We start from the raw sequence: 12,265 nt of genomic DNA, 5'->3' as shown, positions 1-12,265 counted from the left end.
AGTTAGTCATGATGCGCGCTGGCGATCGAATGTCCCCTTTCTGGACTACACATGAATTGGGCGTCGTCGTTGCGAAACGAGAACCCTCCTTAGCCTTACCTTAGTGACCACCGCCACTAACTGGAATAGTCGCCAAGTTGCACACCCACAGTCGACTCGGACGCTAGACGCCATGCCAGGACCAGGGCCATAACCGCAGTTCAGGCACATTTATCACGGCCTCAATTCAGGGAATGTCATCCTCAGAATCAACAAGGGAATGTTGTGTAATCGCACTTCTACATCCAGAGAGATGCACCTGATCCTAATCGCCCGGCATGGAAGTTGAGTGGACTCAGTTCAAGTCCAACGAACTCGAATAGATCGCAAGCCCATTATCGAGAACTTCCTCACAAGCTAGGAGCGATTCCGTCGAATCCCTAGAAGCCGCATTCCGACTGGGAGCTCCCACTCATCCGAAAGGCGGACAGTCTTGAGTCGCGCCTTGGGGCACCGTCTGCGATGCTCTACGGATGCTCTCCAATGACGGCAGGTATTCCGGCTGGCTCAGTGAGCAGCAGTGGGAATCTGCGATCTCGACGTTGCCGATACCGTGCGTCGACTTTGTACCCGTGCGACGCGACTCCTGTGGCGCCATCGCAATGGTCGGGATCATCCTCCGCAATAGTCCATTCAATGATGTGCCTGCCTGGTGCCACCTCGGCGGCAGAGTGTTGAGGGGCGAAACCATCGCCACGTCCATCCGTCGACACGCATATGACGCGTTCGGGCGCGACTGCCCCATGGCGATCCCCCCGGCCCCAAGGCACGCCACCGTCTTCGAGTGGTTCCCCGACTATCTTGCGCCCACCAAGGACGGTCATTCAGACACCTACGTATTTGGCACCGACCCCCGCAAGCACGCGATCAGCATGGGGTTCATTGTCGAGGCGGAGGAAGGGCTTTCTGTTCGCCCTGGTGGTGAGGCGCTTGATTTCGCATGGGCCGAGCCATCCGAATTGGACTCCTACGCGATGTGGCCGGGAAGCCGTGAGTTCATCTACCGCCTACTCGACGATGGCCACGCTCTCCAGCGATGAATCCGGTTGCGCGACAGAGTAAGTCCGGAGCCGTATCCAAACGCGCAGCCAGGCGCCGCCGTCGGAAGGCTTTCGCGGCAGTATTGATGGTGATGCTATTGATCGGAGGATGCGCATTCTTCGCGGTCGGGCATCGCCTCTTCGGTGACGATCACCAAGATCCGCTTCGTCGCGCAGATGCCATCGTCGTGCTCGGTGGAGAGCACGACGGCAGGGAAGACTATGGGCTGCACCTTGCGAAGCTGGGGTACGCCGACGTCGTGGTCATATCAGATCCATACGGCCCTGGGGACTCAGTGATGGCGCGAGTATGCAACTCGACGTCGGCGTCCTTTCGCGTGATTTGTGAGCATCCCGATCCGTCGACGACGCGCGGCGAAGCCTTGCTCGTACAACGCCTGGCACATGAGTACAGCTGGCGCTCGGTGATCGTTGTCAGCTGGAAGTTTCACTTGGTTCGTGCGCGCTACATATTTGGTCAGTGCTTTGACGGAGCTGTCACCATGCGTGCAGTTCCACGAACCTACGCCCGCCCAGTGTGGCGTTGGGCATACACATACGCATACCAGTTCGGCGGGTTGGGCAAGGCGTGGGTTGTCGGGTGCTGAAACCTGACTTTTATCAATTAGTGCGTACTGTGGTTCCCCCCGAATCGTGGAGGACTCCTCTATGCGGCTTCGGGTCCCGCGGCTGCGGCGTTCTCGTAGTCGATGGGACTGACCATCCCGATCGTGGAGTGCCGGCGATCGTGGTTGTAGAAGCCGTAACACCAGTCAAGCACGGTCCCCTTGGCCTCCGCAATAGTATCAAAGTCATTGCGTGACAACACTTCCCACTCCAGTGACGAGAAGAACGCCTCCGCGGCGGCGTTATCGAAACACGATCCGACCCGCCCCATCGACTGCCGGATTCCCATCCGACGACACAGCTTGGTGAACGCATTGGCGGTGTACGTGGACCCACGGTCGCTGTTAACAGGAATTCGGTTTAGCTCCGATTATGCCGGGGTCTGTGTTAAGCCGAGGATCGGCGAGTCGTGTTGTGCGGGTTGGGGTGGGTGACTGATTCCTCGGCTTAACGATTGCGCGGGGTCTGGCTAGCTAGCGTCGATGCGTATCCATATGTCCTCTTGGAAGGAGAAGATCATGGATACGACGGTCGCAGGGATCGCTTCAGAGGTGGTCGCACGTCTGCGTTCGGCTGGCTACATGGAGTCGACGATCGGTCAGTATGAGAAGTCGATCAAAGCTCTTACTGCGTTTCTCGCCGAGCGGGGTGGGGTGTACACGCCGGAGTTGGGCGCCGAGTTCGCAGCGCTGACGGTGAGCCCGCGTACCGGTAGATTCAGCGCTCAACGTCGCTTCGACTACACGCGACTGGTCGCCCTGTTCGACTCCTATGTCGCGACTGGGAGAGTGGACCTCTCGATGAGGAAACGTGGTGGCGGAGGCGCTGTTCCGGTCACCGATGAGTTCGTTGAGCTGGTCGATGTGTGGGAGTCCGAGATGACTCGTCGAGGCCTCGCGCCGGCTACCCGCGAGGCCTATCGCCGGATGGCGTGCAGCTACCTGGTGTTCCTGGAATCGACCGGTGCGCAGTCCCTTGTGGAGGTGAACGGTGCCAGTGTGTTGGAGTTCCTCGAATCGTTGACCGATCGGTGGTCGCGGTCGTCGCTGTTCTGGGTGGTGTCGAACCTGCGGCCATTCCTGAGGTTCACCGAACGGGTCGATCTGGTTGAGGGGCTCAGGATAGCCGGTATCAAGCGTTCCCACCGGATCGTGCCAGTGCTCTCCGAGGCCGACGAGGTCAAGGTGTTGCAGGTATGCGCTGCTGGTCAGGTCAGTGCCCGGGATGCGGCAATCACGTTGTTGGCGTTGACCACTGGACTGCGGTCGTGTGATCTTGTCGCATTGCGACTCGGCGATATCGATTGGCGCTCGCAGACCGCGTCGCTGGTGCAACAGAAGACCCACAATCGGTTGACGGTGCCGCTGATGGGTGCGGTCGTCGACAAACTGGCCACCTACATCCTGACCGAACGGCCCGACTCATCAGATGATCATGTGTTCTTGCGGTGCAAGGCTCCGCGCACCTGCTTGTCCGATCATGCGGCGATTCATCGGATCACCGCCGCAGTGTTCGCCCGGGCCGGGGTGACCGAGTTCAAGGGCGGTACCACGTTGTTGCGCCACAACGCGGCGTCCCGGTTGCTGCGGGCATCGGTCCCGCTACCGACGATCTCGGCGGTGTTGGGGCACGCCAGCGCGGACTCGACCAACACCTACCTCAGCGTCGATCGTGACCGGCTGCTCGGCTGCGTTCTCGACGTCCCCGCACCCGCGGTGCGGTCATGACCGGTCACAGGTTCACCAGCGCGTTCGCCGAACAACTCGACGCCTACCTCGATTTCAAGACGTCGATGGGTTTCTACGGGGCCTCGAGGATCTGGTACCTGCACAAGTTCGACGACTACTGCACACGCCACGGCTACACCCGCTTCGATCAGACCACCGTCGAAGGGTGGGTCACCGAGCAACTGACCCGCTCAGGCCGCTTTCGGTCATGGATGTCGTACGTCCGCGACTTTGGGCGCTGGTTGCAGGTGCATGGCGACCATGACGCCTACGTGCTGTCCCCAGCATGGAAAGCCCAGTTCGTGCCGGCGCACCCGTACCTGCTCACCGCAGCGGAGATCGACCGTTTCTTCACCGCCGCGGCCGCCGTGGCCACGACCTCGCCCTGGCGATGGCAAGCGGTCGCGTTCTTCACCCTGATGCATTCGTGTGGGTTGCGCACCGGCGAGGTACGCCAGTTGAAACCCATCCACATCCATCTGCGTGAGGGGTATCTCGACGTGATGAGCGCCAAGAGCAACCGCAGCCGGCGTTTACCACTGACCGACGACGTCATCGCAGTCCTTCGCAGCTGTGAGCAGATCACCGCCCGCCAGTTCGGCCACGACCGCGGTACCTTCTTCGTCTCCTCCACCGGCCAACCGGTCACCGCGGCAACGGTGGGAGTGATGTTCAACCGGATCTGGGACCGAGCAGGCCTGCCCCGCCCCGAGGGCGGGCAGCGGCCCCGGCCCTACGATTTCCGGCATCATTTCGCCTACGCCAACATCGACCGATGGATGGCCGACGGCATCGACGTGACCGCGATGCTGCCGTATCTGGCGCGCTACATGGGGCACTCGTCGATCGATTCCACCTTCTACTACATTCAGACCTCGCCGCGGTTCCTCGACGCCTACGCCCATCTCACCGAGACCACCGCCTCGGTGCTACCCGAGGTAGGTTTTCGATGAAACGCGACCCGCGCACCGGTGCCCCGCAGTTCTATGCCCTGGCCCGCACCTGGCTACACGTGTATCTGCCCACTGCTCAACACCGTTCGCCAAATACGATCGAGGCCTACCGGATCAGCCTGGAATGCTTCCTGGGCTACCTGACCGCCGAGCATGAGATCGACCGGGCCCATGTCACCTTCGACCACTTCGATCATGCCCACCTGCTGGGTTGGCTGACCTGGATGAGCGAACACCGACATTACACGCCCGCCACGATCGCGCTGCGGCTGAGCACGATCAAGGCGTTTCTGGCCTACTGCGGTGCCGAGGACCTCACCCTGGTCACTTTGGGTCAGCGTGCAGCCACTCTCAAGGCCCCGACATCACCGAGGAAGCCCATCGAGTTCCTCACCGAACCGCAAACCCGAGCTTTGCTCGCGGCGTGGACGGGCGCCACCGTCAAATCGCGCAGAAACCGGATGCTGTTGATCCTGTTGTACGACACCGCAGCCCGTGTCGGGGAGATCACCACGCTCACCCTCGGCGACCTGCACCTGGCCGTGCCCGGGCACCTCACGCTGACCGGTAAGGGCAACAAGTCCCGCGTCGTTCCATTGACCACCACGACACTCGACCATCTCCGAATCTACCTCGACGAGTTCCATCCCGAGCCCAGTAGCGCCACACGCCCTCTGTTCTACAGCCTGCGTAACGGAAAACCTGCACCGCTATCAACGGATTCCGTTGCAGCCGTGCTGAAATCAGCGGCCATCACGGCCCGAAGCACCTGCCCAACGATGCCCGACCGAATCCACTGCCACATGCTCCGCAAGACCAAAGCGATGGACCTCTACCAGCAAGGCATCCCGTTGCCGATCATCATGCGACTCCTCGGCCATGAAAACATGTCGACCACCACCGCGTTCTACGCGTTCGCCACCGTCGACATGATGCGCCACGCCATCGACGCAGCCACCCCAGCCATCGACGGCCCAACCCCCGACAGCCTCACCGACGAGAAACTCCAAGCCCTCTACAGCCTCCGCTGACCCTCACCGTTAAGCCGAGGAATCAGTCACCCACCCCAACCCGCACAACACGACTCGCCGATCCTCGGCTTAACACAGACCCCGGCATAATCGGAATGAAAGATCACCCCGGCCGCCGGCCGGGGTGATGGGTGATCGCCATCGTCAACGCGTCGGTCACCAGGCTGGTACGCATGTGATCGGCGATGGCGTAGCCCACGACCATGCGGGAGTGCAGGTCGATCACCGTCGCCAGATAGCACCATCCCTGCCACGTTTTGATGTAGGTGATGTCCCCACACCAACGCGTGTCCGGCTGCGCCGCGGTGAAGTCCCGGCCGGATCGTCGGGTGGGAGTGCTCGGCGTCCAAGACTGACCGGTTCGTCCGTGATGCGATCCGACAGGCCGCCCAACTACGTGAGAATGAGGGTAATCCGTTGTCCGGCAACACTATTCTTCACTCAGACGCGGGTAGCCAGTATACCTCGGTGCGGTGTGAGGAAACGCTGGAACTGTCCGGGTTGATGCCGTCTATCGGATCGGTCGGGGACGCCTACGATAATGCCCTCGCCGAGACGGCCATAGGTTTATTCAAAACCGAAGCGGTACGCGATGATTCGCCGTTCCGCAATGGTCCGCTACGTCACGTCGGAGATGTCGAGCACCTGACCGCGGTGTGGGTCGGCTGGTTCAACGTCAGCAGGCTCATGCACCTCCTCGGGCGTATCCCGCCGATCGAGGCCGAGCAGAACTACTACACTCAACATGCCGCCACATCCGTGGAGGCACACCAGTAACCAGGTGTGCACCAAAACCGGGGCGATTCAGGCCGCCACGGTGGTGGCGTCCGTGCCGATGTGGGCGCAGTTCGGGCCCACGTTCGCGTTGAAGACACACGTTTCAGCACTAGTCGACAGTGCGTTCAGCGCAGATCCACCAGAGCGCGGCAAAACTGGTCCGGCGAACGAGCAGTCAGCGCCGTAGAGCTGCGATGTTGTTCCGGTACCAGTCTATGGTGTGGGCAATGCCGCCTTCCAGGGTGATCGCCGGTTCCCATCCCGCATCGCGGAGCGTCGAGACATCAAGCAGTTTGCGCGGGGTCCCATCGGGTTTGCTAATGTCCCACCGCGTCTCACCGCTGTAGCCGACAGCGTCGGCGACGATCGTGGCGATCTCGGCCAGCGTGTGGTCGATTCCGGTGCCGACGTTGACTTGCTGCGGACCGTCGAAATGATCAAGCAGGTGCAGGCACGCCGAGGCCATGTCGTCCACATGGAGGAATTCGCGTCGGGGTGTACCGGTCCCCCAGTTGGTCACGCTGTCTGCGCCCGATTGCCGTGCTTGGTCGTAGCGCTGGATCAGTGCGGGAAGGACGTGTGATCCGTTGGGCGAGAAGTTGTCACCAGGTCCGTACAGGTTGGTTGGCATCGCGGAGATCCAGGGCAGACCGTACTGCCGACGCACGGCCTGAACGTTGAGGATGCCAGCGATTTTAGCGATCGCATAGGCATCATTCGTCGGCTCCAATTTCCCTGTCAGCAGCGAGTCTTCGCGGATCGGCTGTTCGGCGAACTTGGGGTAAATACACGACGAACCCAGAAACAACAAACGAGGGACCTCGTACTTGACCGCGGCGTCGAGCACGTTGGTCTGTATCTGGAGGTTCACCGACAAGAAGTCGACCGGGTAGGTGCTGTTGGCAAGGATGCCACCGACCTTGGCTGCGGCCAGGACCACGGTTCGCGGGCGGGTTTCGTCGAAGAAGTCGAATACCGCCGTGCGGTCGGTGAGGTCGAGATCGGCACTCGAGCGGCCCACCAGGTTGGTGAAACCCTCGTTCTCCAAGAGCCGCCAGATGGCCGAGCCCACTAGTCCCCGGTGGCCTGCGATGTAGGTGGTGTCCGAACGATCAAGTGGCGTCGCTACTTCAGGTGAATTCATGCCTACCGATATCCTCTCCCCCTTGACTTTCATCAAGTTTCGCCCACACCGTGACGACAGCCCCTTCAAGTTGCAACCGCAGACTTGACCTCGATCGGTCCAGGATAGGGCCTTGTACGGGGGTCGCTGTCCTGCTGTGATGATGCTCATCATCGACAGCCTCGCTCGACCTCGTCCTTGCGGCGGAACTCAGGAATTCGATCAGATGAGATGCAGTCGCGCTAACCGAAGATCCAGCGTGTGGCACGTGTAGCAACGTCTACGGCAGGCTGAACGATAACAGCATACGCGGCTTTCCCGGTCTCGTCCACCGCCCGGCTTGACTCACGTAATCTGCCCGCGAAACGCCTTCGGTGCCTCAGATAGGTTTGCCCGCGAAACGGTGATCGTCGGAGGATGGAAAGTGGGTTGTCGATGCGGTCTCGCGCCGAGGTGACCAGGAAGTTCGCGGTGAGCTACGCGAATGCGTCGAAGAAGGATCGGGGTCGGATTCTGGATCAGGTGGTCGAGGTGACGGGCTGGTCACGCGACAACGCGCGTCGGCGGTTGGTCGCTGCCGCGCGGCAGGCGCCGGGGTCGGGTCGCGCGGTGGCGGTACGTGACCGCAAACCCCGGTCACCGAAGTACTCCTACGACGCGCTCAAGGTGTTGCAGAAGGTGTGGGCGGCCTCGGGTGGGCAGTGCGGAAAGTATCTCGCCGCGTCGATGCGGTTGCAGGTTGACGCCTTGGAGCGGCATCGCGAACTCGTTGTGGGACATGACCGTTACAGCGAGTCGGTGCGTGACGAGTTGTTGTCGATGTCGGCGGCCACGATCGACCGCTACCTCAAGACAGCGAAGGCCAAAGACCAGATTTCTGGTGTGTCGACAACGAAACCATCTGTGCTGCTGCGTAATTCCATCAAGGTACGACGCGCTGGCGATGAGGTCGAAGCCGAGCCGGGGTTCTTCGAGGGCGACACCGTCGCCCATTGCGGACCAACCCTGAAAGGAGAGTTCGCGCGCACGTTCAACCTGACCGATGTCCATACCGGGTGGGTGTTCACCCGCTCGATCCGCAATAACGCGCATACCCACATCCTGGCCGGACTGAAATCCGCGTCGGCTGAAATCCCGTTTGCGATAACGGGTTTGGACTTCGACAACGGCAGCGAGTTCCTCAACCATCCGGTCATCGAGTGGGCCGGCGGGCAGGGGATCTACTTCACCCGATCGCGGCCGTACAAGAAGAACGACCAGGCAACCATCGAATCAAAGAACAATCACGTCGTACGCAAGTACGCCTTCTACTGGCGCTACGACACCGACACCGAACGTGCCGTGCTCAACCGGCTGTGGCGACTGGTCAACGATCGGATGAACTACCTGACCCCGACCATCAAACCCATCGGATTCGCCTCCACCGCCACCGGACGCCGCCGGCGCGTCTACGACGCCCCGCAGACACCGTTCGACCGGCTCCTGGCCTCCCAGGTCCTCTCACAGGCCCAACAGGCCGACCTGCGCGCCTACCGCGACACACTCAACCCCGCCAAGCTCGGACGCGAGATCGCCGCACTTCAAGACCAACTCCTGCTGCTGGCCAAGGAGAAAACCGAGCAACTACACCTCGCGCAGACGCCTTCCGCCCTGCCTGATGTCCGCAAAGGTGTTCGAGTTCCCGCCAGCTGACACTTTCGCGGGCATCCCTATCTGAGGCATGGGCCCGGCTTCGCGGGCAGTTTGACGTGAGGCACTACCCCGCCAAGCTCGGACGCGAGATCGCCGCACTTCAAGACCAACTCCTGCTGCTGGCCAAGGAGAAAACCGAGCAACTACACCTCGCGCAGACGCCTTCCGCCCTGCCTGATGTCCGCAAAGGTGTTCGAGTTCCCGCCAGCTGACACTTTCGCGGGCATCCCTATCTGAGGCATGGGCCCGGCTTCGCGGGCAGTTTGACGTGAGGCACTACGGTCCCATCTGCTGTCCGGGGAGATCGGCTGTCCTTCGTGCCCGTCGGGAGTGCTCGGCGGATGGGGTCACGCACGCGCGAGGACAATCGGGAGCTGTATGAGGCGTACATGCTCAAAGAGCAACTGCGCGATGCGATCCGCGTCACCGGGAGAAGGCGGTTCGTGTTGCTGACCGGGGCACAGGCATGGGCCCGCGACAGTGACATCCCCGAAATCGCAGCGCTGGGAAGAACACTCGACCGCTACAACGATCGTAGCCGGAATGCGTTGCGTCACAACCTCACCAACGCACGCAGTGAGGCCACCAACACTCACCTACGCGCACTGACCAAGCGGGCCTACGGATTCCGTACACCAGAAGCGCTGATCACGATGGCAGAACTCACCCGCGGAGGCGCCTGCCCCGAACTGCCCTGGCCGTAATCCACCCACAAGAACGTCAAGAGATCCGGTCAATGTTGGCGTAGATACCACCTACTTTGGCTGCCGCGATGACCACGGTGCGTGGGCGCGTGGTTTTAAAGAACTCGAAGACCGCTGCCCTGTCGGTAAGATCCAACTCTGCGCTCGTCCGACCGACGAGGCCGGTGAATCCTTCTTCCTCGAACAACCTCCATATCGCGGACCCGACCATTCCCCGGTGACCCGCGATGTACGTGGTTGCCGATCGGTCCAGCGGCTCGGATGATGCGAAGTCGTCACCGCGATCTTCCATGCCAGAATCCCCTCTCTGGTGTCACGGCGCCATAGTGCGCCATACCACCTGACCGCTACGAAAGCAGGTGATCCTGTCCGTCTGAAAATCCCGCTGTCCTCGGACGATAGCTGTGGTGATTGTTCTGTATTCCATAAGCGACCGTCGTCGCCGAAGCGACGTCGACCACCGCTACGGCGTCGCACACGCCGTCATTGACAAAGCACACCTCGGTGCGCCGCGAGTTCGGTCCACGCAGTGGGCGTTTGGTGAATTGCCCGAAGAACGCCGTGATCGCAATCTGAGGCGCCTGCCCAAGAACCCCACCTTTACCGTTGACCACAGGACGACGCGGGTCGCCGATCAGCTCGCACGTCGTCCACGTCACCGAGTCGCACACGTCACCGGCAACGTAGGCACCGAGCGAGTATCCGCGCAGCACGATCCTCGAGTCAGGGCACGCCGCATGACGGACCGTGATGGCGTTGTACAAGGCCACGGCACCGGCGTATGCGGAGCTGTCAGTCATCTGCGCTGAATAGCCGACGATGGTCGTGGTGGCCACATCGTCGGGATACAGATAGCTGATTGAATGGCCGGCACTGTCCATGGCACCGCCAACTCCGAAGTAGGAGACCTCGGGACACGTCGCCCCGTGCGCACGACCGATATTGGGTGCCGCGGTCGCCAGACCCACAACGATGAGCAGGACGGTGACCACGGTCAGTATCCGCGAGCGATTCATCATTTTACCTCCGGGCTGACGTCAGCGGTTGCGCTGGAGTGCGAATCCAAGTCCGATCCGCTTTGAAGAATTTCCGACGTGGTATGTAAGGGTAGCGCCAGCCTGACGACTTCGCCGATTGAGTCGCGCATAGTTTGCGAAGACGATGTCCGCTGGCGCACAAAGCGGTTGCAAATGTTCCGATATCGTCCGAGAAAGATTGTAATTTGGACGCGGAGGCATTGCGTTGAGTTGAGCATTAGTGTGGACCACACTCAGGATCGCAGGTCACAGGCACACTCCCATCGCTGACTCCCAACCGCCGAGACACTCGTGGAGCCACCGCAGGACCACGGCGATTGGCGGTGTGATCCGCAAGAAGTTGGGCGCATAGCGGAAATATGCTATTAAGACATTTCGGAACTAAAGGTTTCTTTGGCGAACCCGATGAACCAACGGGAGCAGACGAGACCGAATGGCGTGTCGGCCGGTTCAGCCCGATCGGAGAGATAATGAACCACTACCTTCGGATTGCCGTCGCGGCAGTCTCACTGTCGTCATTCTTGTTCTCAGTGCAACCCGCGACCTCGTCCGCGGCGATTCGTCTGCCTGTCGGCGTGGCCACGGTTTCCACTATGTACTCGGGCACCGACTACACAGCCGATTCACAGGGTATCGCCTATGCCGGAGCTCAAGCGATACGCATTCCGGCCAAATGGAACCTGATCCAGCCTGGGGCAAAGCAATCTTATACCTGGAGTGAGCTAGACGATGCGGTCACGGCGGCCCGTGCTGCTGGCCTGTCCATCCTGATGAACCTCGAGGGCCCTGCCCCGGTGTGGGCGCAAAAGCCGGGGGCGAATCCGTTCGCCAACGGCAACGCTCCAGATGACCCCGCGGACTTCCAGGACTTCGCAGCGGCGGTCGCCAAGCGATACTCATCTAGGGTCACAGCGTGGGAAATCTGGAACGAACCCAACCTGTCGCGGTACCTCATTCCGCCAACCGCTGCCGAGTACGTTCCCTTGCTCAAAGCGGCCTACACTGGTATCCGGTCCGCGGGGTCAGGCCAGCCAGTCATTACCGGCGGTACGTCCAGCAGCCGGGAGAACACCCGCGACACGACGTTCATCTCGGATATGTATGCGTTGGGTGCGTCCAGCTATTTCAACGGCATTGGCGTCCACCCATACACTTTTCCGTACGGTATCGCTCAGGACCCCCGCTATGGTGACGGTGGTGGCGCTGCGGTCATTTATGGGGCGCGGTCTTTGATGGTGGCCAACGGGGATTCTGCCAAGTCAATTTGGATCACCGAATTCGGCTTCCCCACCGGCTCGACAACTAACTCGGTCTCCGAGGCCAATCAATCCAAGCTCATCCTCGATGCGATCAACCGTGCCAACTCCTTGTCGTGGATTGCGGTGTTCTTCATATTCAACTCGCAGGACCTTACTTCCAACAAGTCCATCGAGGACGGAAACTTCGGTCTATACCGCTACAACGACAGCGCCAAGCCGATCGTCGCGGGGTTGCGGTCGCTTCTGGAATGAGGTA

13 protein-coding genes and 3 pseudogenes are annotated in these 12,265 nt (G+C 60.9%); 10 read left to right on the top strand and 6 right to left on the bottom strand.

Going from position 1 to position 12,265, the window contains the following annotated elements; all coding sequences use genetic code 11:
• Positions 1–512 precede the first annotated feature (512 nt).
• On the top strand, positions 513–1,079 hold the full coding sequence (locus MKW15_RS22965) for a DUF4916 domain-containing protein (RefSeq protein ID WP_240862480.1): 567 nt from the start codon (positions 513–515) through the stop codon (positions 1,077–1,079).
• Positions 1,080–1,174: 95 nt separating this feature from the next.
• Here MKW15_RS22965 and MKW15_RS24615 read toward each other — a convergent pair whose 3' ends face one another.
• Positions 1,175–1,312 carry a hypothetical protein gene (locus tag MKW15_RS24615; protein ID WP_308221094.1) on the bottom strand — a complete coding sequence of 46 codons (138 nt, stop codon included), beginning with the start codon at positions 1,310–1,312 and terminating at the stop codon, positions 1,175–1,177.
• Between MKW15_RS24615 and MKW15_RS22960 the strand changes: the two genes are divergently transcribed.
• Complete coding sequence (locus tag MKW15_RS22960) at positions 1,268–1,687, top strand: YdcF family protein (protein WP_308221093.1); 420 nt, start codon at positions 1,268–1,270, stop codon at positions 1,685–1,687. The two genes, MKW15_RS24615 and MKW15_RS22960, sit on opposite strands and share 45 nt — an antisense overlap.
• A 59-nt stretch (positions 1,688–1,746) precedes the next feature.
• Here MKW15_RS22960 and MKW15_RS22955 read toward each other — a convergent pair whose 3' ends face one another.
• Positions 1,747–1,995 carry an integrase core domain-containing protein gene (locus tag MKW15_RS22955; RefSeq protein ID WP_240862478.1) on the bottom strand — a complete coding sequence of 83 codons (249 nt, stop codon included), beginning with the start codon at positions 1,993–1,995 and terminating at the stop codon, positions 1,747–1,749.
• A gap of 229 nt (positions 1,996–2,224) precedes the next feature.
• Between MKW15_RS22955 and MKW15_RS22950 the strand changes: the two genes are divergently transcribed.
• Genes MKW15_RS22950 through MKW15_RS22940 form a run of 3 tightly spaced genes read left to right on the top strand, consistent with a single transcriptional unit; the run spans position 2,225 to position 5,417 of the window.
• Positions 2,225–3,433, top strand: coding sequence for a tyrosine-type recombinase/integrase (locus MKW15_RS22950; protein ID WP_240862475.1), 1,209 nt, complete (start codon positions 2,225–2,227; stop codon positions 3,431–3,433).
• Positions 3,430–4,386 (top strand): tyrosine-type recombinase/integrase, encoded by a 957-nt coding sequence (locus tag MKW15_RS22945; RefSeq protein WP_240862473.1) that lies wholly within the window; start codon positions 3,430–3,432, stop codon positions 4,384–4,386. Before MKW15_RS22950 ends, MKW15_RS22945 begins: the two co-directional genes overlap by 4 nt.
• The gene (locus tag MKW15_RS22940; protein ID WP_240862471.1) at positions 4,383–5,417 is read left to right on the top strand and encodes a tyrosine-type recombinase/integrase; all 1,035 of its coding nucleotides are present in this window, start codon (positions 4,383–4,385) and stop codon (positions 5,415–5,417) included. The genes MKW15_RS22945 and MKW15_RS22940 overlap by 4 nt, the downstream gene beginning before the upstream one ends.
• A 136-nt stretch (positions 5,418–5,553) precedes the next feature.
• Here the strand turns inward: MKW15_RS22940 and MKW15_RS22935 are convergent.
• Positions 5,554–5,733 (bottom strand): annotated as a pseudogene (locus MKW15_RS22935) (DDE-type integrase/transposase/recombinase); the annotation flags it as partial.
• Here MKW15_RS22935 and MKW15_RS22930 point away from each other — a divergent pair.
• A pseudogene (locus tag MKW15_RS22930) lies at positions 5,733–6,194 on the top strand (IS3-like element ISMysp3 family transposase); the annotation flags it as partial. The pseudogenes MKW15_RS22935 and MKW15_RS22930 overlap by 1 nt on opposite strands.
• A 175-nt stretch (positions 6,195–6,369) precedes the next feature.
• Here the strand turns inward: MKW15_RS22930 and MKW15_RS22925 are convergent.
• Positions 6,370–7,338: a GDP-L-fucose synthase family protein gene (locus tag MKW15_RS22925; RefSeq protein WP_240862486.1), complete on the bottom strand. Its 969-nt coding sequence runs from the start codon at positions 7,336–7,338 to the stop codon at positions 6,370–6,372.
• A 450-nt stretch (positions 7,339–7,788) separates the two neighbouring features.
• Here MKW15_RS22925 and MKW15_RS22920 point away from each other — a divergent pair, with 450 nt between their 5' ends.
• From MKW15_RS22920 to MKW15_RS22910, 3 genes are all read left to right on the top strand, one after another.
• On the top strand, positions 7,789–9,009 hold the full coding sequence (locus MKW15_RS22920) for a DDE-type integrase/transposase/recombinase (RefSeq protein ID WP_462476169.1): 1,221 nt from the start codon (positions 7,789–7,791) through the stop codon (positions 9,007–9,009).
• Positions 9,010–9,065: 56 nt separating this feature from the next.
• A complete protein-coding gene (locus tag MKW15_RS22915) occupies positions 9,066–9,221 on the top strand; it encodes a hypothetical protein (protein ID WP_240862468.1) in 156 nt (51 codons plus the stop codon).
• A gap of 129 nt (positions 9,222–9,350) precedes the next feature.
• Positions 9,351–9,713 (top strand): transposase, encoded by a 363-nt coding sequence (locus MKW15_RS22910; protein ID WP_240862467.1) that lies wholly within the window; start codon positions 9,351–9,353, stop codon positions 9,711–9,713.
• A gap of 34 nt (positions 9,714–9,747) precedes the next feature.
• Here MKW15_RS22910 and MKW15_RS22905 read toward each other — a convergent pair.
• Positions 9,748–10,005, bottom strand: a pseudogene (locus MKW15_RS22905) (NAD-dependent epimerase/dehydratase family protein); the annotation flags it as partial.
• A 55-nt stretch (positions 10,006–10,060) separates the two neighbouring features.
• Complete coding sequence (locus MKW15_RS22900; RefSeq protein ID WP_240862465.1) at positions 10,061–10,732, bottom strand: cutinase family protein; 672 nt, start codon at positions 10,730–10,732, stop codon at positions 10,061–10,063.
• 548 nt (positions 10,733–11,280) lie between these two features.
• Between MKW15_RS22900 and MKW15_RS22895 the strand changes: the two genes are divergently transcribed.
• Positions 11,281–12,261 carry a cellulase family glycosylhydrolase gene (locus MKW15_RS22895; RefSeq protein WP_240862462.1) on the top strand — a complete coding sequence of 327 codons (981 nt, stop codon included), beginning with the start codon at positions 11,281–11,283 and terminating at the stop codon, positions 12,259–12,261.
• Positions 12,262–12,265: the final 4 nt, after the last annotated feature.

This window comes from Gordonia gummivorans, assembly GCF_022513585.1.
GTDB lineage: Bacteria > Actinomycetota > Actinomycetes > Mycobacteriales > Mycobacteriaceae > Gordonia.
Note: the sequence above shows the minus strand (reverse complement) of the source record. Positions and strands in the feature narration are given on the sequence as shown.

What these genes read in the sequence shown, in the direction of transcription:
- MKW15_RS22965 (WP_240862480.1), top strand. Translation starts at nt 513, where the DNA reads ATGCTCTCCAATGACGGCAGGTATTCCGGCTGGCTCAGTGAGCAGCAG.
- MKW15_RS22955 (WP_240862478.1), bottom strand. Translation starts at nt 1,995, where the DNA reads ATGGGAATCCGGCAGTCGATGGGGCGGGTCGGATCGTGTTTCGATAAC.
- MKW15_RS22950 (WP_240862475.1), top strand. Translation starts at nt 2,225, where the DNA reads ATGGATACGACGGTCGCAGGGATCGCTTCAGAGGTGGTCGCACGTCTG.
- MKW15_RS22945 (WP_240862473.1), top strand. Translation starts at nt 3,430, where the DNA reads ATGACCGGTCACAGGTTCACCAGCGCGTTCGCCGAACAACTCGACGCC.
- MKW15_RS22940 (WP_240862471.1), top strand. Translation starts at nt 4,383, where the DNA reads ATGAAACGCGACCCGCGCACCGGTGCCCCGCAGTTCTATGCCCTGGCC.
- MKW15_RS22925 (WP_240862486.1), bottom strand. Translation starts at nt 7,338, where the DNA reads ATGAATTCACCTGAAGTAGCGACGCCACTTGATCGTTCGGACACCACC.
- MKW15_RS22910 (WP_240862467.1), top strand. Translation starts at nt 9,351, where the DNA reads ATGGGGTCACGCACGCGCGAGGACAATCGGGAGCTGTATGAGGCGTAC.
- MKW15_RS22900 (WP_240862465.1), bottom strand. Translation starts at nt 10,732, where the DNA reads ATGATGAATCGCTCGCGGATACTGACCGTGGTCACCGTCCTGCTCATC.